This is a genomic window from Oceanicaulis sp. UBA2681 (assembly GCF_002354675.1).
Classification (GTDB): Bacteria; Pseudomonadota; Alphaproteobacteria; order Caulobacterales; family Maricaulaceae; genus Oceanicaulis; species Oceanicaulis alexandrii.
The window spans coordinates 330,150-349,511 of sequence record NZ_DEMB01000016.1 but is presented as its reverse complement, the minus strand read 5'-3'; the positions used below and the strand labels follow the sequence as shown (position 1 = coordinate 349,511).

At 64.3% G+C, this 19,362-nt stretch carries 17 protein-coding genes, 1 other RNA gene and 1 pseudogene; 14 read left to right on the top strand and 5 right to left on the bottom strand.

Annotated features, from left to right (window positions below; all coding sequences use genetic code 11):
* Together B3M53_RS13005 and B3M53_RS13000 are read right to left on the bottom strand one after the other, a co-directional pair.
* A complete protein-coding gene (locus B3M53_RS13005) occupies window positions 1–972 on the bottom strand; it encodes a glutathione S-transferase family protein (RefSeq protein WP_273019259.1) in 972 nt (323 codons plus the stop codon).
* A gap of 65 nt (window positions 973–1,037) precedes the next feature.
* A complete protein-coding gene (locus B3M53_RS13000) occupies window positions 1,038–1,874 on the bottom strand; it encodes a pirin family protein (protein ID WP_160092378.1) in 837 nt (278 codons plus the stop codon).
* 188 nt (window positions 1,875–2,062) lie between these two features.
* Here B3M53_RS13000 and rimK point away from each other — a divergent pair, with 188 nt between their 5' ends.
* Window positions 2,063–3,484 (top strand): 30S ribosomal protein S6--L-glutamate ligase, encoded by a 1,422-nt coding sequence (rimK, locus tag B3M53_RS12995; protein WP_160092377.1) that lies wholly within the window; start codon window positions 2,063–2,065, stop codon window positions 3,482–3,484.
* Between the two features lie 53 nt (window positions 3,485–3,537).
* Here rimK and B3M53_RS12990 read toward each other — a convergent pair whose 3' ends face one another.
* From B3M53_RS12990 to B3M53_RS12980, 3 genes are all read right to left on the bottom strand, one after another.
* Window positions 3,538–4,077 (bottom strand): fasciclin domain-containing protein, encoded by a 540-nt coding sequence (locus tag B3M53_RS12990; protein WP_273019260.1) that lies wholly within the window; start codon window positions 4,075–4,077, stop codon window positions 3,538–3,540.
* Window positions 4,078–4,251: 174 nt separating this feature from the next.
* Window positions 4,252–4,656, bottom strand: coding sequence for a BLUF domain-containing protein (locus B3M53_RS12985; RefSeq protein WP_273019261.1), 405 nt, complete (start codon window positions 4,654–4,656; stop codon window positions 4,252–4,254).
* A gap of 141 nt (window positions 4,657–4,797) precedes the next feature.
* The gene (locus B3M53_RS12980) at window positions 4,798–8,397 is read right to left on the bottom strand and encodes a hydantoinase B/oxoprolinase family protein (protein WP_273019262.1); all 3,600 of its coding nucleotides are present in this window, start codon (window positions 8,395–8,397) and stop codon (window positions 4,798–4,800) included.
* Between the two features lie 211 nt (window positions 8,398–8,608).
* Here B3M53_RS12980 and B3M53_RS12975 point away from each other — a divergent pair, with 211 nt between their 5' ends.
* The 13 genes and pseudogenes from B3M53_RS12975 to mraY all read left to right on the top strand — a co-directional run.
* Window positions 8,609–9,313, top strand: a complete 705-nt coding sequence (locus tag B3M53_RS12975) for a molecular chaperone DjiA (protein WP_022700092.1) — start codon at window positions 8,609–8,611, stop codon at window positions 9,311–9,313.
* Between the two features lie 98 nt (window positions 9,314–9,411).
* Window positions 9,412–9,702, top strand: a complete 291-nt coding sequence (locus B3M53_RS12970) for a hypothetical protein (RefSeq protein WP_022700091.1) — start codon at window positions 9,412–9,414, stop codon at window positions 9,700–9,702.
* Window positions 9,703–9,810: 108 nt separating this feature from the next.
* Window positions 9,811–10,722: a DMT family transporter gene (locus B3M53_RS12965; RefSeq protein ID WP_022700090.1), complete on the top strand. Its 912-nt coding sequence runs from the start codon at window positions 9,811–9,813 to the stop codon at window positions 10,720–10,722.
* A gap of 12 nt (window positions 10,723–10,734) precedes the next feature.
* A complete protein-coding gene (locus B3M53_RS12960) occupies window positions 10,735–11,472 on the top strand; it encodes an N-acetylmuramoyl-L-alanine amidase (RefSeq protein ID WP_273019264.1) in 738 nt (245 codons plus the stop codon).
* Window positions 11,473–11,540: 68 nt separating this feature from the next.
* Window positions 11,541–11,915: a DUF2141 domain-containing protein gene (locus tag B3M53_RS12955; RefSeq protein ID WP_273019265.1), complete on the top strand. Its 375-nt coding sequence runs from the start codon at window positions 11,541–11,543 to the stop codon at window positions 11,913–11,915.
* 76 nt (window positions 11,916–11,991) lie between these two features.
* Window positions 11,992–12,396, top strand: an RNA gene (gene rnpB / locus B3M53_RS12950) — RNase P RNA component class A.
* Window positions 12,397–12,606: 210 nt separating this feature from the next.
* Window positions 12,607–13,080 (top strand): division/cell wall cluster transcriptional repressor MraZ, encoded by a 474-nt coding sequence (locus B3M53_RS12945; protein WP_273019266.1) that lies wholly within the window; start codon window positions 12,607–12,609, stop codon window positions 13,078–13,080.
* Entirely contained in the window at window positions 13,077–14,081 is a 1,005-nt protein-coding gene (rsmH, locus tag B3M53_RS12940; RefSeq protein ID WP_022700086.1) for a 16S rRNA (cytosine(1402)-N(4))-methyltransferase RsmH, read from the top strand. The genes B3M53_RS12945 and rsmH overlap by 4 nt, the downstream gene beginning before the upstream one ends.
* Window positions 14,078–14,440: a cell division protein FtsL gene (gene ftsL / locus B3M53_RS12935; protein ID WP_022700085.1), complete on the top strand. Its 363-nt coding sequence runs from the start codon at window positions 14,078–14,080 to the stop codon at window positions 14,438–14,440. Before rsmH ends, ftsL begins: the two co-directional genes overlap by 4 nt.
* Complete coding sequence (locus tag B3M53_RS12930; RefSeq protein WP_022700084.1) at window positions 14,440–16,275, top strand: peptidoglycan D,D-transpeptidase FtsI family protein; 1,836 nt, start codon at window positions 14,440–14,442, stop codon at window positions 16,273–16,275. Before ftsL ends, B3M53_RS12930 begins: the two co-directional genes overlap by 1 nt.
* Window positions 16,272–17,729: a UDP-N-acetylmuramoyl-L-alanyl-D-glutamate--2,6-diaminopimelate ligase gene (locus B3M53_RS12925; protein ID WP_273019267.1), complete on the top strand. Its 1,458-nt coding sequence runs from the start codon at window positions 16,272–16,274 to the stop codon at window positions 17,727–17,729. The genes B3M53_RS12930 and B3M53_RS12925 overlap by 4 nt, the downstream gene beginning before the upstream one ends.
* Complete coding sequence (locus tag B3M53_RS12920; RefSeq protein WP_273019268.1) at window positions 17,726–19,135, top strand: UDP-N-acetylmuramoyl-tripeptide--D-alanyl-D-alanine ligase; 1,410 nt, start codon at window positions 17,726–17,728, stop codon at window positions 19,133–19,135. The genes B3M53_RS12925 and B3M53_RS12920 overlap by 4 nt, the downstream gene beginning before the upstream one ends.
* A 15-nt stretch (window positions 19,136–19,150) precedes the next feature.
* Window positions 19,151–19,362 (top strand): annotated as a pseudogene (gene mraY / locus B3M53_RS12915) (phospho-N-acetylmuramoyl-pentapeptide-transferase); the annotation flags it as partial.

Below are 19,362 nucleotides of genomic sequence, written 5' to 3'. Positions count from 1 at the left end.
TTACGCTGACTTTCCGTCCGCCACATGCACGTCCGGACCCAGCGGGACCACGGCGGTCGGATTGATCATGTCGTGGCTCTCATAATAGTGCCGTTTGGCGTGCTCGAGATTGAACACGTCGCCCACGCCATGCTGCGTATGCAGGCGGCGGGCATAGGCGTTGATGTTCGGATAGTCGATCAGGCGCTTGAGATTGCACTTGAAATGGCCGTGATAGACCGGGTCGAAGCGCACCAGGGTGGTGTAAAGACGCCAGTCGGCTTCAGTGACCTCCTCGCCCATCAGATAGGCGCGGCCGTCTGACAACCGGTCCTCGACCCAGTCGAGCGCTTCAAACAGCGTCGTCACCGCCTCTTCATAGGCGTCCTGGGTGGTGGCGAAGCCGGATTTGTAAACGCCGTTATTGATCTCGTGATAGACGCGCTCGTTGACGGTCCCGATCTCTTCACGCAGGGCTTCAGGATAGTAATCGCCCGGCTTGGCGCCGACCTCGTCGAAGGCGGAATTGAACATGCGGATGATGTCCGCGCTTTCATTGGAGACGATGGTGTTGGTCTTCTTGTCCCACAGCACCGGCACGGTCACGCGGCCCGAATAGTCAGGCTTGGCGGCGGTATAGACCTGGTGCATGAACTCGGCCTTGTGCAGCGGGTCCTGCACCACGCCGGGGCCGTCCAAAAAAGTCCAGCCGTTCTCGCGCATCAGCCAGTGCACCACCGACACGTCGATCATGTCTTCCAGGCCCTTCAGGCGACGGAAGATCAAGGTGCGGTGCGCCCAGGGACAGGCGAGCGAAACATAAAGATGATAGCGCCCCGGCTCGGCCTTGAACCCGGCTTCGCCCGTCGGACCTGCTGAACCGTCTGCGGTGACCCAGTTGCGAAACATCGCTTCGGAGCGTTTGAACCGTCCGCCGGTGGATTTGGTGTCATACCATTTGTCGTGCCAGACGCCGTCTACAAGCAATCCCATCGTGATCTCTCCTTTGTTGCGCCCCTGCAAATGAATGGATCGGCCCAGAGCTGACCGGCGACCGCCTAGAACCGGCCCTGCTGGTAATCGAGCATGGCCTGGCGCACTTCGCCTTCCGTGGTCATCACGAAGGGGCCGCCCCAGACGATGGGCTCGCCGATGGGCTTGCCGGCGGCCAGCATCAGGCGCGCGCCTTCGGGGCCGGCCTTGATGCGGATGGCGTCGCCGCGCCCGAATACGCCCAGCTGGGCCTCTTTGAGCTTCATGCCGCCCGCTTCCACGTCGCCGGTGTGAACGGCGAGGAAGGCGGTCTTCGCGTCCGGGATCGGTTCTTCAAACACTGCGCCGGGCTCCATGCGGAGTTCAGCGTAAAGCGGATCCACCGTCACATCGGTGACGGGGCCCTTGACGCCGGTTGAGGTCTGGCCCGTGACGATCTTGGCGACGACGCCCTCGCGCGTGTCGGAGGGGACTTGGGCCTCGTCATATTCCTGATAGCCGGGATCCTTCATCTTCTCGGCCTTGGGCAGGTTCACCCAGAGCTGGAAGCCGCTCATCAGCCCGTCTTCCTGCTCGGGCATTTCCGAGTGCACGATGCCGCGCGCGGCGGTCATCCATTGCACGCCGCCCGGCTCGATCACGCCTTCATGGCCCTTGTTGTCCTGATGGCGCATCCGGCCCTCGACCATATAGGTCACGGTTTCAAAGCCGCGGTGCGGATGAGGGGGGAAGCCCGCCAGATAATCGCCAGGATTATCGGAATGGAATTTGTCGAGCATCAGGAACGGGTCAAGCACCCGCAGATCGGGCGTGCCCAGCAGACGGGTGAGCTTCACCCCGGCGCCGTCAGAGGTCGGCATGCCCTGGGTGATCTTCACGATCGGACGCAATTGAGGGCTCATGTCTGGCTCCTGTTCCGTTGTACGGACAGAACATGGCGATCGGGCGTTGAGATGGCGAGGGCGGTTTCAGACAGGCAGCGTTTCCAAAACGCGAATAATCAGGTCTTGCGTCACCTCGGGATGGACGAAACACTAAGGGCGCTGTAACCCATCCCCCCTTTTGCGATCTTACTGGAGGTCCTCTCGGCATGACTGATGAGCCGTTCGTCCTGGGCTGGGAAGAATGGGCCTCGTTTCCGGGGCTCGCGCTTCCCGCGATCAAAGCCAAAATCGATACGGGGGCGAAGACGAGCGCCTTGCATGCGGTGGCCATCGAGCCCTTTGGACCTGAAGACAACCCTCAGGTCCGCTTCGTCATGCACCCGATCCCTGATCAACCGGATCTGGAAGTGGTGTGCGCGGCGCCGGCTGTGGATCGCCGTGAAGTCACCTCGTCAAATGGCGAGACGGAGTTGCGCTGGGTGATCGAAGCCAATGTCACCATTGGCGAGCGCACCTGGCCGATCGAGGTCACGCTGACCAATCGCGAGAGCATGGCGTATCGCATGCTGCTGGGCCGGACCGCGATCCTGGACGACATGGTGGTCAGCCCCACCCAGTCCTGCGCGCAGAAGACCTTGAGCTATGATCTCTATCAGCACTTGCCGCGCAGCAAACCGGTGCACCGTCCGCTGCGGATCGCCATCCTGACGCGCGAGCCGAAGAACTATTCCTCCCAGCGCCTGAAAGAGGCCGCCGAGGCGCAGGGCCATGTGGCCGAAATGATCAACACGGCGCGCTGCACCATGGCGATCAACGCGCTGTCGCCTGCGATCTATTATGATGGCCGCCGCCTGCCGCGCTATGACGCGGTCATTCCGCGCATCGGCGCCTCGATGACCAATTACGGCATGGCGGTGCTGCGCCAGTTCGCCATGACCGGCGCCTATATTCTCAACACCCCTGAATCCATCGGCGCCAGCCGCGACAAGCTCTATGCGCATCAGGTGCTGGCGAGCGCGGGCATCGGCATGCCGACGACCGCTTTCGCGCACTCGCCGAAAGACACCAAGAACCTGATCGAGCACGTGGGCGGCGCCCCGCTGGTGGTGAAGCTGCTGGAAAGCACGCAAGGACGCGGCGTGATCCTGGCGGAGACCGGCAAGGCGGCGGAATCGGTGATCGACGCCTTCCGCGGACTGGACGCCAACTTCATCGTTCAGGATTTCGTCAAGGAAGCCTCGGGCGTCGACATTCGCTGCTTCGTCATCGGCAACAAGGTGGTTGCGGCGATGAAGCGCGAGGCGCAGCCCGGCGAGTTCCGCTCCAACCTGCATCGGGGCGGTCAGGCGAGCCGTGTGCGGATTTCAAAAGAAGAGCGCGCGGCGGCCGTCAAAGCGGCGCGGGCGCTGGGATTGTCTGTGGCGGGTGTGGATCTCTTGCGCTCGGACGAAGGCCCGAAAGTGCTTGAGGTGAACTCATCGCCCGGCATCGAAGGCATTGAAAAGTCGAGCGGCAAGGATGTGGCCGAGATTATCATCGACCATATCGAGTCTCATGTGCGCGCTTTGCGTCGCCCGCCGGTTCGCCGCCGGAAAGGCAAGGCTGCGCCAACGGCCGCCTCGGACTGAAGGATAGAAAAAGCCCTGGCGTCCGCGGGGACGAGACGCCAGGGCTGACCGGATTATTGACCCGGCATGATCACGCCGTCGATGACGTGCACGACGCCATTGGACGCGTCCACATCGGCGGCGATCACTGATGCGCCGTCGACGGTGACCGAGCCGTCGTCGCCGACGACGACATTGACCGTGTCGCCTTGCAGCGTCGTCAGGTCATACGTGCCCGGCGCCGTGCCGGCGGCCATGTATTCGCCCTGCACCACATGATAGGTGAGGATCGAGGTCAGCTGATCGCGGTTTTCCGGCTGCAGCAACGCGTTGAGCGTGTCGGAACCGACAGCCGCGAAGGCGTCGTTGGTCGGGGCGAAGACCGTGAACGGGCCGTCGCCGGACAGCGCTTCGACCAGCTCGGCGGTCTGCAGCGCGGTCACCAGCGTGGAGAAGCTTTCGTCACCGGTGGCGATCGCCACGATGGAAGGCTGGCTGGCATGGTGGTCTTTGGTCACTTTCGGGGTGGAAGCGGCGCCGGCGTCGATCGCCATGGCCGGGGCGGCGAGGGCGGCGCTCAGAGCGACGGCGGTCAGAGCAGTCAAAGTACGCATGTCTGTCTCCCATAAGGGTGATAATCAAACCTGCGGGCGGATCGCCGACAGGCATTCCAGTGGCGCTGGAACACCCATGGTTACGCAGCGCCCTCGGCGCTGGATCAATCTTAACAATTTTTTTATCGGATCTGTGGCCGGGCGAAGGGCCGGTTGTCTGCGCAGGGCGTCGCGCTAAGCGCTGTCCTCGGGCGGGAGCGGCGCAAAGTATGCGTCCAGTCCGCCCTCCAGATTGGCCAGCCATATGACGCCCTCATGGTCTCGCAGGCTCGCCTCCGTCTTCAGGGTTTCCGGGGTGATCACTTTCAGCGGCCAGTCCGGGAACAGCGCGGCTTCGCCATGAGCGATATCCAGAATGGAAAATTCCTCGTTGCGCCGGTCATCCCAGATGCATTCAAGGATGGAGCGGATGGCCTTGGGCGGGCCCTCGAGCGCATGCAGGACGCGTCTCTCATTCATCAAGAAGACGGAGGTCACGCCCACATCTCGATTATGCGCCTCGCTGCTGTGAAGCAAGGAGTCGATTTCCGCTACGCCGAGATCGGCGCGCAGCACGCTGCGGTATGCGACTCGGAACACCCAAGTCTCCTGATGGATTCCTTCAAACTTGTTAGGAACTTATGGAAGTCGGCGAGCGACAAAAGCCGAATTCATCATAGTGAACGCATTTAGTTTAACCATCAGCAGTTGTATGGGTATTCACCCGCGAGAATATGCGTATTACGCTCCCGCTCCGCCGCCGCCCGGCGTCAGGATTTCAACGGTCTCGCCGGCTTCCACATCCAGCCTGAACAGCGCATCCAGCGCTTGCCGCGTCCCATCCTGGCGATAAAGCGCCTGCGCGCCGGTCGCGCCGGGCGACCCGCCCTTCAGGCCGGCAGGGTGCTCGGTCCGCCGACCGGACAGAAGCGCCGCCTGCATGGGCTCCAGAAACATGATGCGCCGCACCGATCCGTCCCCGCCCTTGAAGGCGCCGTCCCCGCCGGAGCCCTTGCGCACGGAATGCTCCAGCAAGCGCACCGGATAGCGCGCTTCCAGCACTTCCGGATCGGTCAGGCGCGAATTGGTCATGTGCGTGTGCACGGCGCTGGCGCCGGCAAAGCCTGACCCGTCCGCGCGATAGCCCGCGCCGGCGCCTCCGCAGATCGTCTCGTAATACTGCCGGGTCTCATCGCCGAAGGTGAAGTTGTTCATGCTGCCCTGGGCGCAGGCCATGCGGCCGGTCGCCATGAACAGCGCGTCCACCACAAGCTGGCTGGTCTCCACATTGCCGGCCACTACAGCGGCGGGCGGGACGGGATTGAGCAAGCTGCCTTCAGGCACGATCAGGGTGATGGGTTTCAGGCAGCCTTCATTGAGCGGAATGGCGTCATCCACCAGGCAGCGCAGCACATACAGCACCGCCGCGCGGGTGACCGCGCTGGGGGCGTTGAAATTGCTGGGGCGCTGTTCAGAGGTGCCGGTGAAATCGATGATGGCGGTGCGATCTGACTGATCGACGCTGATCTTGACCTTGATCACCGCGCCGTCTTCAAGCCGCATCTCAGCTTCGCCATTCGACAAGGCCTCGATCACGCGGCGCACCGCGCGCTCGGCGTTATCCTGCACATGGCCCATATAGGCGCGAACGACAGCTGTGCCGTCCAGATCGTTGAGTTTGCGAAGCTCGGCGGCGCCCTTGGAGCAGGCGGCGAGCTGGGCCTTGAGGTCGGCGATGTTCTGATCGGGATTGCGGGCAGGATAGGCGCCGGACGCCAGAACCTCGCGCACAGCCTGTTCGTCGAACCGGCCTTCATGCAAGATCTTGACGCTGTCGAAGATCACGCCTTCCTCGTCAATCGTTTTGGAGAAGGGCGGCATGGAGCCCGGCGCGATGCCGCCGATATCAGCGTGGTGTCCGCGCGACGCCACATAGAACATGCGCGCGCTGGTCTCGTCGCACACCGGCTGGATCACCGTCACATCCGGCAGATGGGTGCCGCCATTATAGGGCGCGTTGACCGCAACCGCGTCACCGGGGCCGAGATTCGGGTGCGCCTCGACCGCCGCGAGCACGCTCGCTGACATGGAGCCCAGATGCACCGGCATATGCGGGGCGTTGGCGACCAGACCGCCTTCAGCGTCAAATACCGCGCAGGAAAAGTCGAGACGTTCCTTGATGTTGACCGAGTGCGCCGTGCGTTCGAGCACCACGCCCATCTGCTCGGCGATGGACATGAAGCGGCGGTTGAACAGCTCCAGCCGGATCGGATCAAGTGACGTGTCCCCTGCTTGCAGCGGGGCGGCGGCCTCGTGGGTCAGAACGAGCATGCCGTCCGCCAGCCGGTCGGCGCGCCAGCCCGGATCGAGCACGATGGTCTGGTTGGCGTCCATGATCAGCGCCGGTCCCGTCACACGCGCTTCAGCGCCCAGATCCTCAAGATCAAACACGGGCACGGTCTGGCTCTCACCCTGGCTGTGCATCCCGGCCTCGGCTTGAGGGGAGGGCGCGTTGCCTTGAGGGGCCAGATCGGCTTCGGCGCGCGGCGCGCCAGCGGGGGCGCCCTCGGCGTCAGCGGCGGCGGAATCAAGGATCAGCACGGCGTCATCGGGCGTGAAGCCGAAAAGCTGGCTGTGCGCAGCGTCAAAGGCCGAGCGCATGCTCGCTTCATCGCCCCACGCCACGGGCAGGGCGGTGTCAGAGCCCTGAACCCGGATGCGCACTTCTTTTGCGACTGAAATGTCTCGCGCGCTCTGGTCTTTCAGCGATTGAAGCGCTTCGGCCTCAAGGGCGTCCAGCGTGCCTTCGGCGGTTTGAAGCCCCGCTTCGTCAAAGGGGATTTCAAGCCCCGCCTGCCGTGTGTCGCGCAAGGGCGCCAAGCCGATCCCATATGCAGACAGAAGGCCGGCTTTGGGGTGGATCAGCGCTGTGCGCATACCCAGAGCTTCCGCCACCTTGCACGCGTGCTGACCGCCCGCGCCGCCAAAGGCGTTCAGCGCATAGCCGCGCGGATCGACGCCCTGAGCCGTCGAGATCTGTTTGATGGCGTCGGCCATGGCTTCGATGGCGACCGACAAAAAGCCCTCGGCTGCGGCTTCAGGACTGTCGAGCCCCATCTTGTCCGCCAGCTCGCCCAGGGCCGTGCGCGCGGCTTGCACATCCAGCGGCTGATCATGGTTCGGGCCGAACACTTTGGGGAACCAGTCCGGCTGGATGCGTCCCAGCACCACATTGGCATCGGTCACCGCCGCCGGACCGCCGCGGCCATAACAGGCCGGGCCCGGATCGGCGCCGGCGCTGCGCGGTCCGACCCGGGCGCGCTCGCCGTCAAAATCGAGCACCGAGCCGCCGCCCGCCGCTACGGTGTGCACGCTGAGCATGGGAGCGCGCAATTGTCGGCCGTCAAGGCTCGCCATGTCGGTGCGGGCATAGCTCTCGCCGTCATAGCGCGACACGTCAGTGGAGGTGCCGCCCATGTCAAAGCCGATGACCTTGTCATAACCCGCGGACTTGGCGGTGAGGGCCATGCCCACCACGCCGCCCGCAGGACCTGACAGGACCGCGTTGCGCGCCTTGAAATGCCTGGCGCTCGACAGGCCGCCGCCCGATTGCATGAAGTACAGCGGCGCGCCCTCAAGGCCGGTGTCCACCCGGCCCACATAATCGCGCAAAACCGGCTCAAGATAAGCGTCGATCACCGCCGTCGAAGCGCGCGGAACCAGCTTGATCAGGGGGCTCGCTTCGCTGGATCGGGTGACATGGTCAAACCCGGCCTCCCGCGCCAGCTCGGCGACAGCCTGTTCGTGGGCGTCGTTCACATGGGCGTTCATGAAGGCGATGGCGACGCTGGCGAAACCGTCTGCACGCGCTTGCTCCAGCGCAGACTTGGCGGCGCCAAGATCAAGCGCGGTCACCTCCTCGCCATGCGTTGAGAGCCGTCCCTCCACCTCAACTGTTCGCGCCGGCAGCGGGGCCGGGCGCTTGATGTCGAGCGCGAAAATATCGGGTCGGGTCTGGTCGCCGATAATCAGAATGTCGCCAAAGCCGCGGGTGACCAGGAACAGGGTTTTCGCGCCGTCCAGCTCCAGAAGGGCGTTGGTGGCCACGGTCGTGCCCATTTTCACCGCCGCCAAAGCGCCCTGCGGCAGCGCTTCGCCGGTCGACACGCCCAGCAAGCGCCGGACGCCTTCGGTGGCTGCGTCTTCATAGGCGTCTGAATTTGAGAGGAGTTTGAGCGCCTTCAGATCGCCTTCGGGAGAGCGTCCGATCACGTCGGTGAACGTGCCGCCCCGGTCAATCCAGATTTCCCATTCGGCTTGGGCGGCGTCAGATCGGGTCACGCGAGGCTCCTTGGCGGCGAGTGTGTCGGCCTTTTGCTATGAACAGCACAGCTTGCCCGGACAGAGCAAGAACGCGGCCGCACACAACGCCCGTATTCTGATGCGGGAAATCATGGCGTCAGCGCCTCCTTTTCGGTATTCTTTCGCGGATGCAGCGTAGCACTTTGATCCCACGCAGCCGGACCGGCGTCTCGTCATGGGAGGCGGGGCGATGAGCTTTTGGCGCAAGCTGGCCGACCTGATCACCGGTCAACGCGATCCGTTTGAATGCCGGGGCGAGGATTGCCCGCCCGGCCGTGCGGTCGATGACGCGGAATTCGCCATGGCCCTGATCGGGCTGGGCGCCAAGATGGCCAAAGCCGACGGCGTTGTGACGCGCAATGAAGAGCGCGCCTTCCTGCAGGTGTTTCAGGCGCCGCCCGGATTTGAAGTGTCCCTGCGCCGCGCTTTTGATCTCGCCAAGCAGACGACTCTGGGCTTTGACGGCTACGCCCGCCGTCTGGCGCGGCGGTTCAAGGACCATCCGGCGGTGCTGGAAGACGTTCTGGACGGCCTGTTTCACATCGCCAAGGCGGATGGACGCGTCACCCAGGACGAAGATGACTTCCTGTCGCGGGTGGCGGATCTGTTCGGGTTTACAGCGCGGGAATATGACCGGATTCGCGTGGCGCATTTGGGCGCGCCTGAAGACGACCCTTACGTGATCCTGGGCATAGACCGGGACGCCGATGAGCAGGCGGTGAAGACCGCCTACCGCAAGGTCGCCTCGCAAAACCACCCCGACCGGCTGATCGCGCGCGGCGCTCCCGCCGAGATGCAGCGCATTGCTGTGGAAAAGATGGCGGCGATCAATGCGGCTTATGCCGCGATCACCCGCAAGCGTGATGTGAAAGGGCTGGGCGCTCCAGCTGAATGACAAATCCTTCACGCTCGGGCCTCTAGCATTGACCTGAAGCGTTCAAACCCCAAACTATGTAGGGGCTGGGATGACAGACTCACCTTGGAGACATCGCAATGACGCACCAACAGGCATATGACGCAGGCGGACTGATGAACGGTTTGCGTGCGCTTCTGGCAGGTCTGGCGGCGGTTGCGGTGATTGGTCTTGTCCTTGTCCTGGCGGCGTTTCTGACCATGGCGGCCTTCGTCGTCGCAGGCCTCGCCGCTGTCGGCGCTGCGGGGTATTGGGCTTATCGCAAAGTGGTCAAACGCTCTCGCAAACCCACCGACCGCACCGTTCTGGACGCGCATCGCGGCCCCCATGGCTGGACCGTGGATGGCGAGGACCAGCCGGGCGGCGTCTAATTCTGTCTGCAGACGCCGGCTTTCAGACCTCGCAAAGCTAACAGTTCGAAATTCATCGTGAGCGATACACTGCTTGCGGGCGAGGGCGGGCTCGCTTAGAGCGAGGCTATGTCACTTCGCCACTTCGCCCTTCTGTTTGGTGTCTGCCTCGTCTGGGGACTGAATTTCGTCGTTGCGAAATGGTCCCTGTCGGGCACGCCCGTTCTGGTGGAAGGCTTTGAGGGCAGTCCGCCCTTTTTCTTCGCTTTCCTGCGCTTTTTCCTGCTCTATGCGGTGCTGGGTCCGTGGCTGCGGCCCGTGCCGCGTCATATGGGCGTGGTGATCGGGGCGGCGCTGACCATGGGCGCGATTCAGTTCGCCTTGTTATTTGTCGGCCTGCGTTACGCTTCGCCGTCCGCCATCGCCATCGTAGTCCAGCTGGCGGTGCCGTTCACCACGGTGCTGTCCATCATCTTCCTGCAGGAACGGGTGCGCTGGGTGCGCGGCAGCGGCATGGCCATCGCCTTCGCCGGCGCGGCTTTGGTGGTTCTCAAACCGGCCGAGTTTTCCTTCACCGCGGGGCTTCTGGCCGGGGTCGGCGCGGCGTTCGCCGCCGCTGCGGGCTCCATTCTGGTGAAAAAAGCGGACATGTCCGCCATGTCGCTTCAGGCCTGGATCGGACTGATCTCCTGGCCGCCGCTTCTGGCCATGACGCTGTTGTTTGAGCGCGACCAGATCGCCGCATCGCTCGATGGCGGCTGGCTGTTCGTGGGATCACTGGCCTTCACCGTGCTGCTGGTGAACATCTTCGGGCACGGATCGTTCTATTATCTGCTGCGCCGGTATGACGCCTCCCTCATCGCGCCTTTGACCCTGATGGGGCCGCTGATCGGCGTGATCTTGGGCGTGGTGCTGCTGGGCGATCCGGTGACCTGGCAATTGATCGTGGGCGGCGTTCTGGCGCTAGCGGGCGTCGGCGTGGTCGCGGCGCGGCGCGCCAAGACGGTGGCCCCTACAACGCCGATAGGACGCCCTCGCTAGCAGGAGAGACGCATGGCCGTGATCACGCGCCCGTCGCCTAATTTCAATGACCGACGCCTGCCGCTGTCGATGCTGGTTTTGCACTATACCGGCATGGAGACCGGCGAGGCCGCGATTGAGCGTCTGTGTGATCCAGAGTTTTCTGTGAGCGCGCATTATGTGGTCGAGGAGGATGGCCGCGTCTTCCAACTTGTGAGCGAGGACAAGCGCGCCTGGCATGCGGGCAAGGGCGTCTGGCGCGGTTGCAGCGACATCAACTCCGCCTCGATCGGCGTCGAGATCGTCAATGGCGGTCATGATTTCGGTCTGCCCGACTATCCCGAGGCGCAGATCGAGGCGGTGCTGGCGCTCTGTCAGGGCATTCTCGTCCGCCATCCCATCAAGGCGTGCGATGTGATCGGGCATTCCGATCTGGCGCCGGACCGCAAGCAGGATCCGGGCGAGAAATTTCCCTGGAAACGTTTCGCCGAGGCGGGCGTCGGTCTGTGGCCGCAGGCTGTTCCGTCAGTCCTGCCGCCCTGCGCGCCAGGTGACGAGGGAGAGGCCGTCACAGCTTTGCGTCAGGCGCTTTGCGACATCGGCTACGGCGCCGAGCCAGCGGGCGCTTATGACCAGGCGCTGAAAGCGGTTGTGCTGGCGTTTCAGCGCCGCTTCCGCTCGCAAGCTTTGACAGGCGTTGCGGATGAAGAGACCTGCGCTCTGATCGAAGGGCTGCGGCGGCAGGTGACATCTGTCATCCCAAAAGGGTGACGCCTGGAACCTGATCGTCGAACCAGGGCGGGGCAGTCTGGGGACAACAAAGCAAAGGAGCTTGTCCCATGTTGTTGTCCCTCATCGCCGCTCTGGGCTCTGTGTCCGTCACCGTCAACACGCCGAATCCAGAAGGCGACATGTATGTTTCGATCTGCTCGGAGGACACCTTCCTGAGCGGTCGTTGCGAACACGGTCAGCGCCGCGCCGCCAGTCCCGAAGACGTCTTTGTCTTTGACGATATTCCCGCCGGCGACTGGGCGATCCAGGTCTGGCGCGACCCGGAAGGCGACGGCGAGATGCGCACAATGGCGTTCGGCATCCCTGCCGAGCCGATCACCATTTCCAACGATCCGCCCATGAATTTCGGCCCGCCCCGGTTTGCGGATGCGGCCGTCGCCGTCAGCGAAGGCGGTGCGGAAATCAGCCTCTCTGTGAACTGATAAGCCGCCTTACAGGTTATGAAAGACTGGCCGTCGCGCTTGACCGCGGCGGCCTTTTTCGTGATGGGATGAGGGATCAGAGGGCTGGGCGGCCGCTGCTGCGAGAGGGGAAACCCTGCAGGAGAGGAAAGTCCGGGCTCCATGGAGGCAAGGCGCCGGGGAAATCCCGGCGGGCCGGTTTTCCGGTTCAGGGATAGCGCCGCAGAAATCAGACCGCCGCGTTTCGGCGCGGTAAGGGTGAAACGGTGGGGTAAGAGCCCACCGCCCCGACCGCAAGGAAGGGGGCACGGCAAGCCCCGCCTGGAGCAAGACCGAATAGGGACCCGCGTTTCGCCTAGGCGAGACAGACGCGCCTCCGCGTCGAGGTCCGGGTAGGTCGCTGGAGGCGTCGTGCAAGCGGCGTCCTAGAGGAATGGTCGCCCCCGGTCGTCCTGTATGGGACGGCATGGGACAGAACCCGGCTTATAGGCCCTCTGATCTTGTTTTTTAGGGCGTTAGCGCTGCCAAAGGTTAACGGCTCGGCCAATCTGTTCTCAATCTGTTCTTGTTTTCGGGTTCCGTTTTTCACGGAATTCTTAGTTCTCATGCGGTAAAGCGAGTCTCGCAACAGGTTAGGACCATTGTAACCCATGCCTTCCCATGTTATCCCATAGTTAACCCGCCATGATGGGGTGCGGGTGAGTATGGGGCTATGCCGGTCATGTTCGTCTCCACGACGACCAATGGGATTGATGCGAAGGGGCGGGTGTCTGTACCGGCCGACTTCCGCGCGACCGTGTCCGGCCAGGGCTTTCCCGGCATCTATGTCTGGCGCTCGTTCAACGGCCCCTTCCTGGAAGGCGGCGGTCAGCGCCTTCTCGAGGATTATTCCGACGCCATCGAGGACATGGATCCCTATGATCCGGCCCGCACCGCGTTTGAGCGCGTGATCTTTGGCGGCGCCAAGGCGCTGTCGTTTGACTCCACTGGCCGTGTGTCTCTGCCCAAAGAGCTGATCGACCATGCCGGTCTCGCCAAGCAGGCGGTGTTCATCGGCATGGGCAAGCGCTTCGAGATCTGGGATCCGACCGCGCACGCCGATCAGGCCGAAGACGATCTGGCCTTTGCGCGCGATAACAAATCTCAGCTGCGCCGTCCGTCCCGCCGCCGGGGAGATGAGTCATGAACGACGCCTCCCACGTCCCGGTGATGCTCGATGAAGTGCTGACGGCGCTACAGCCGCGCGATGGCGGTCTGTATGTGGACGGCACCTTTGGCGCGGGCGGTTATACCCGCGGCATCCTCGGCGCGGCCGACTGCCGGGTGCTGGGCATTGATCGCGATCCGAGCGCGCGTGAAACGGCGGATCTGATGACGACGGCCTACAAGGGCCGCTTCGCCTTTGGTTTTGGTCCGTTCTCGATGATGGAAGACATTATCGAGGTGGCGGGCAGTTCGGGCGTGGACGGCGTGGTGCTCGATCTGGGGGTCAGCTCCATGCAGATCGACCAGGCCGAACGCGGATTTTCCTTCCAGAAGGACGGCCCGCTGGACATGCGCATGTCCCAGTCCGGCCCGACGGCCGCGGACGCCGTGAACCATCTGGAAGCCAATGAGCTGGCGGCGATTTTCAAGATTTATGGCGAGGAGCGTCATGCGCGCCGCGCGGCGCAGGCGATCATTCGCGCACGCGAGATCGAGCCGATCACCCGCACTCTGGCGCTGGCCGACATCATCGGCAAGGCGGTGGGCGGCAAGCCGGGCCGCATTCACCCCGCCACGCGCTCGTTCCAGGGCTTGCGCATTTACGTCAATGACGAGCTGGGCGAGTTGGTGCGCGGACTGCAGGCGGCTGAACGCGTGCTCAGGCCCGCCGGACGTCTTGTGGTGGTGACCTTCCACTCGCTGGAAGACCGCATCGTGAAAACCTTTTTGCGAGAGCGCGGCGGCCTGATGGGCGGCGGCTCGCGCCATCAGCCGGAAATCCAGCCGGAGCGCGAACCCAGCTTTTCGCTGATCAGCAAGAAAGCCCAGGCCGCGTCCGACGTGGAAGCGTTTGAAAACCCGCGCGCGCGTTCAGCCAAGCTGCGCGCTGCGATCCGCAATGAAAACCCGGCCTGGCCCCGTGATGAAGAAGGCTTTGCGGGCGTGCCGCCCTATCGCCGTCTTGAGGAGTGTGTTCAATGATCCGCATCGTTGAAATCGTCGGCGTTCTGGTCGCCGCCATCCTGCTCGCCGCGCTTTATGTGGCCAAATCGGGGACGGCGAGCGATTCTGAAAAACTCGCCCAGCTTCAGGCCGAGCTGGCGCGTGAACGCGGGCGCATCAGCGCGCTGGACGCGGAGATCTCCCATCAGGAAGAGCCTGAGAACCTGCGCCGTCTGGCGCGCGCCTATCTGGGTTTTGAGCCGGTGCGCCCCGAGCAGGAGCTGGCCTTTTCCGAATTGCCGCGCCTGAGCGCCCAGCAAGCGCCTGAAGGCTTGCGCGCCCCGCAGCAGGGCCTGGCCACAGCGCAGGTGTCTTACGCCAATCCCGGACAGAACTGATGACGATCCTCCGGCGGCTTTCGCGGCGGGTGCGGGTCAAGGATGACCGACGCGCCACCCCGCCTGCGCCGGTGGAGACGGCCCCGGTTCAGGCCATGCGCCGTATGCGCATTGAAAATCGCAGCAATCTGGCGGGGCGTCGCCGTTCGCGTCTGAGCGTGATCGGTCTGGTGCTGAGCCTCGGGTTCGTGATCTCGGCGGGCCGGGCGGTGGAGATCGCCGTGTTCAATGGCGATGCTGACGCGCGTTTTGAAGCGTCCGCCGCCGAGCTGGCGCCGGTGCGTCGCGCCTCGATCCTGGATCGCGATGGCGAAATCCTGGCGGCGACGCTGGACTTTCATTCCGTCTACGCTGATCCGCTTTATGTCTGGGATGCTGCGGAAGTCGCCCAGCAGCTGGCCACCGTGCTGCCCGAGCTGGATGTGGAGCGGCTGACCCGCAGGCTGTCTTCGAACTCGCGCTATGTGCCGATCGCTGACGGGCTGAGCCCGCGCGTGCGACAGGCGATCCACCTTCTGGGGCTGCCAGGCGTGAATTTCCGCGTCGAACCGGGCCGCATTTATCCCAAACAGCGCGTCGCCGCGCATCTGGTCGGCTATGTGGATGGTCAGATGGAAGGCGTCGCGGGCGCCGAGCGCGCGTTTGAAGCCGAGCTGGCCGAGGGCGGACGTCCGGTCAGCCTGTCCATTGACCTGACGGCGCAATACCGGGTCGAAAGCATTTTGCGCGAGCGCATGGCGGCCCATCAGGCGGCGGGCGCCTCGGCGGTTCTGATGCGGGTGGGCACCGGCGAGATCATCGCCATGGCCTCCTTGCCCGATTACGACCCCAACCGGTTCGCTGAAGCGACCGCGCCCGGCTCTGACATCGACCCGCTGTTCAATCAGGCGGTGCAGGGGGTTTACGAGCTGGGGTCGGTGTTCAAGCCGCTGTCCCTCGCTGCGGGGCTTGAGGCGGGCAGCGTGCATATGGACGATGTCTATGACGCCTCGACCCCGGTGCGCATTGGCGGTCACACCATCCATGATTATCGAGGCGAGAACCGCCCGCTGACCGCGCGGGAAATGGTGCTGTATTCCTCAAACATCGCCGCTTCGCGTATGGCTGATACGATCGGCGCGGATGATCTGACCGGGTTTTATTCTGATTTGCGCCTGTTTGAAGCGCCTCCGGTGGAACTGCTGGAAGCGGCTGGCCCCAACCTGCCGCGCCGCTGGGGCCGTATCCAGACCATGACGGCGTCTTACGGGCACGGGTTTCAAGTCAGCCCGCTGGCGCTGGCGGCGGCGTATTCGGCGCTGGCCAATGGCGGCGTCTACACCCCGCCCACCCTGCGCCCTGTCGCGCCTGGGGAGACCGTGGCGGGCGTGCCGGTGATGAGCTCCAGCGTCGCGGCCCAGGTGCTGGGCGTGATGCGTGAGTTCGTGGCGCGCTCTCAAACGGGGACGGCGGATGTGGACGGGCTGGCCGTGGCGGGCAAAACCGGAACGGCTGAGCGCGTCGTGGGCGGTCAGTATGTGGAAGGCAACACCTTCAACACGTTTGTCGCCGTCTTTCCCTTTGATGATCCGCAATATGTGCTGACGGTCTCCATGGACCGGCCCCAGCCCACCGCTGAAACTCACGGGTTTTCCACGGCGGGCTGGACGGCTATGCCGGCGGCGGGCGAAATCATCCGCGCGCTGGCCGGTGTTCTGGACATCGACCGTCATGACGCCGACCCTGAGGCTCAAGTCTCGGTGGTCGCCGAACTGTTCGCCCCCCGACCGCGACTGGTCGCCCCGTCCGAGGAACCTGTCGCGCTGGAAGACGCCATGCTTGAGGACTCGCGATGATCCGTACGCTTGCTGACTTGCTGCCCGAAAGCCTGGGCGTCCCGGCCGGAGCGCAGGGGCTTGAAGTCACAGGATTGGCGCTCGACAGCCGCAAGGTGAAGCCCGGCGATCTGTTCGCCGCGCTGCCCGGCGTGAAGGTCAACGGAACCCAATTCATCCCCATGGCGATCGAGAAGGGCGCAGTTTGCGTGCTCGCGCCGAAGGGAACTCAGGCCTCCGTCCCGGTCATCGAGGCGGAAGATCCGGCGGGCTCGCTGTCGGCGATTGCCGCCAACTTCTATCCGCGCCAGCCTGCCACCATTGCGGCGGTGACCGGCACCAATGGCAAGAGCTCGACAGTCGAGTTCCTGCGCCAGATCTGGACGTCGGCGGGATATGAAGCGGCGGCGCTCGGCACGCTGGGGGTGACACGCGCGTCAGGCCGGACGGATGTGGGCTATACGACGCCGGACGCCATTGCGCTTCATCAAAGCCTGGACAAGCTGACCGAGGAAGGCGTCACCCATCTGGCGATGGAGGCGTCCTCGCACGGGCTCAAGCAGCGCCGCATGGACGGCGCGCGCCTGGCGCTGGTGGGGTTCACCAACCTCACCCAGGACCATCTGGATTATCACCCCGACTTTGAAGACTATTTCGCATCCAAGATGCGGCTGTTCTCGACGCTGGCGCCCATGGGCGCGCCGGCGGTGATCAATATGGATTCAGACTGGTCCGCGCGCGTGGCGCAGGCGGCTCAGTCCGCTGGGCTGAGCCCGGTCGAGATCGGCTGGCGCGGCCGGGATCTGACCGTGCATGAAATCACGCCGCATCCCGCCAGCCAGCATGTGCGCTTCAGCTGGAAAGGCGAGGAGCGCGAGGTCGATCTGCCGCTGATCGGCGAATTCCAGGCGGCCAATGCGCTGGGCGCGGCGGCGATGGCCATCGCCAGCGGCGTGCAGCCCGATCAGGCGTTTGAGGCCATGGGCGCCTTGCAGGGCGTGGCCGGACGTTTGCAGACGGTGGGGACCACCATGGATGGCGCGCCGGTGCTGCTCGATTACGCACACACGCCGGACGGGCTGGATAAATTGCTGCGCGCTGCGCGTCCGCACACGCAAGGCCGGATTGTTCTGGTGTTCGGCGCGGGCGGAGACCGGGACGCCACCAAGCGCGCGCCCATGGGCGAGATTGCGGCGCGGCTGGCGGATATCGCCATCGTCACGGACGACAATCCGCGCACCGAAGATCCCGCCGGCATTCGCAAGGCGATCATGGCCGCTTGCCCGGACGCGCAGGAAATCCCCGATCGCGAAGCGGCGATCCGCGCCGGGATCGAGCAGCTGAAAAAGGGCGATGTCTTGCTGATCGCCGGCAAGGGGCATGAAACCGGCCAGATACTGGCGGATCGCGTCATTCCCTTTGATGAAGCACAGATCGTCTCCTCCCTTCTGCAGGAGCGGGGAGGGACGGCATGACCACGCCGCTCTGGACCGCCAAGCAAGCTGCGGAGGCGTCTGGCGGGCGCCTGACCGATGGCGGCTGGAACGCCACGGGCGTCTCCATCGACACGCGTACGCTGCAGCCCGGCGATCTGTTCGTCGCTCTGACGGACCGGCGCGACGGCCATGACTTCGCCCAGGCGGCGCTCGACAAGGGCGCGGCGGCGGTGCTGGTGTCGCGTCCTGAGGTCTGCTCAGGCCCGCGGCTGGTGGTCAGCGACGTGCTGGATGGTCTGATCAAGTTGGGCGAGGGCGCACGGCGTCGCTCTGAGGCGGTGCGCGTGGGCGTGACGGGCTCGGTCGGCAAGACCAGCGTCAAGGAGGCGCTGGCCGCGGTGTTCCGCAAGGCCGGTCCCGCCCATTGGAGCGAGAAGAGCTATAACAATCATTGGGGCGTGCCGCTGACCTTGTCGCGCATGCCCGAAGCGACCCGGCACGCCGTGTTTGAGATGGGCATGAACCATAAGGGCGAGATTTCGACCTTGACCCAGATGGTGCGTCCGCATGTGGCGATGATCACCAAGATTGCGCCCGCCCATTTGGAGAATCTGGGCTCTATGGAAGCCATTGCTGACGCCAAGGCCGAGATCTTTGAGGGGCTTGAGGCGGACGGTGTCGCTGTCATCCCGGCCGATGACGAATTCGCGCCGCGCCTGATGCAGGCGGTTCAGGGCTCGGGCGCCGGATTCATGCTTGATTTCGGTCTTACTCCCGGCGCCGCGGTGCGCATCCTGTCCTATGACGAGGGACCGGATGGAGGCGTGGGCCGCATGGATGTGATGGGCAAGCCGATGGATTTCCGCCTGCGCCTGCCCGGCGCGCACCAGGCGGTCAACGCGGCGGGCGTGGTGGCGGCGGCCTTGGGCGCTGGCGTCGATCCGGATCTGGCGCTGGACGCGCTGTCCGAGCTCAAACCGACCGCCGGACGCGGCGTCGCCTTCTTTGCGCAACTCTCGAAAGGCCGCGTCATCGAAGTTGTGGATGAAAGCTATAACGCCAATCCCGCCTCCATGCGCGCCGCTTTCAGCGCGCTCAAGCTGCGCAAGCCGCACGGCGAGGGCCGCAAGCTGGCGGTGATCGGCGAAATGCTGGAGCTGGGGCCGGACAGCCATGCGCTGCACGCCAACCTGGCCGAACCGCTGGTCGAAGCGGGGGTGGATCAGGTGATCGGGGTGGGCGAGGGCGCACGCGCGCTGATGGACGCCTTGCCGCCGGCGCTGCGCGCGCACTGGTGCGAGAGCGCCGACACTGTGGTTGAAAGCCTGACCGAACTGGCGCGGGATGGCGATGTGGTCCTTGTTAAGGGATCAAACGCATCTGGCGTTCATAAACTTGTGTCATCGCTCCGCGACAAAGCCGCGTCCGCCACCGCCTCCGCCTAAAGGGCCTTTTTGACTATGCTTTATCTCTTGCTGTCTCCGTTTGTAGAACAGTTTCAGGCCCTTAACCTGATCAATTACCTGACGTTCCGCACCGGGGCGGCGATGATGACAGCCTTCATTCTGGCGCTCGCCATCGGCAATCCCTTCATCGGCTGGCTGCGCACCAAGGGCAGCCAACCGATTCGCACCGACGGGCCGGAAAGCCATATCGTCGCCAAGGCGGGCAC

Bases quoted from the DNA above. Each gene is read 5' to 3' on its own strand.
- B3M53_RS13005 (WP_273019259.1), bottom strand. From the start codon at position 972: ATGGGATTGCTTGTAGACGGCGTCTGGCACGACAAATGGTATGACACC.
- B3M53_RS13000 (WP_160092378.1), bottom strand. From the start codon at position 1,874: ATGAGCCCTCAATTGCGTCCGATCGTGAAGATCACCCAGGGCATGCCG.
- rimK (WP_160092377.1), top strand. From the start codon at position 2,063: ATGACTGATGAGCCGTTCGTCCTGGGCTGGGAAGAATGGGCCTCGTTT.
- B3M53_RS12990 (WP_273019260.1), bottom strand. From the start codon at position 4,077: ATGCGTACTTTGACTGCTCTGACCGCCGTCGCTCTGAGCGCCGCCCTC.
- B3M53_RS12975 (WP_022700092.1), top strand. From the start codon at position 8,609: ATGAGCTTTTGGCGCAAGCTGGCCGACCTGATCACCGGTCAACGCGAT.
- B3M53_RS12970 (WP_022700091.1), top strand. From the start codon at position 9,412: ATGACGCACCAACAGGCATATGACGCAGGCGGACTGATGAACGGTTTG.
- B3M53_RS12965 (WP_022700090.1), top strand. From the start codon at position 9,811: ATGTCACTTCGCCACTTCGCCCTTCTGTTTGGTGTCTGCCTCGTCTGG.
- B3M53_RS12960 (WP_273019264.1), top strand. From the start codon at position 10,735: ATGGCCGTGATCACGCGCCCGTCGCCTAATTTCAATGACCGACGCCTG.
- B3M53_RS12955 (WP_273019265.1), top strand. From the start codon at position 11,541: ATGTTGTTGTCCCTCATCGCCGCTCTGGGCTCTGTGTCCGTCACCGTC.
- B3M53_RS12945 (WP_273019266.1), top strand. From the start codon at position 12,607: ATGCCGGTCATGTTCGTCTCCACGACGACCAATGGGATTGATGCGAAG.
- rsmH (WP_022700086.1), top strand. From the start codon at position 13,077: ATGAACGACGCCTCCCACGTCCCGGTGATGCTCGATGAAGTGCTGACG.
- ftsL (WP_022700085.1), top strand. From the start codon at position 14,078: ATGATCCGCATCGTTGAAATCGTCGGCGTTCTGGTCGCCGCCATCCTG.
- B3M53_RS12930 (WP_022700084.1), top strand. From the start codon at position 14,440: ATGACGATCCTCCGGCGGCTTTCGCGGCGGGTGCGGGTCAAGGATGAC.
- B3M53_RS12925 (WP_273019267.1), top strand. From the start codon at position 16,272: ATGATCCGTACGCTTGCTGACTTGCTGCCCGAAAGCCTGGGCGTCCCG.
- B3M53_RS12920 (WP_273019268.1), top strand. From the start codon at position 17,726: ATGACCACGCCGCTCTGGACCGCCAAGCAAGCTGCGGAGGCGTCTGGC.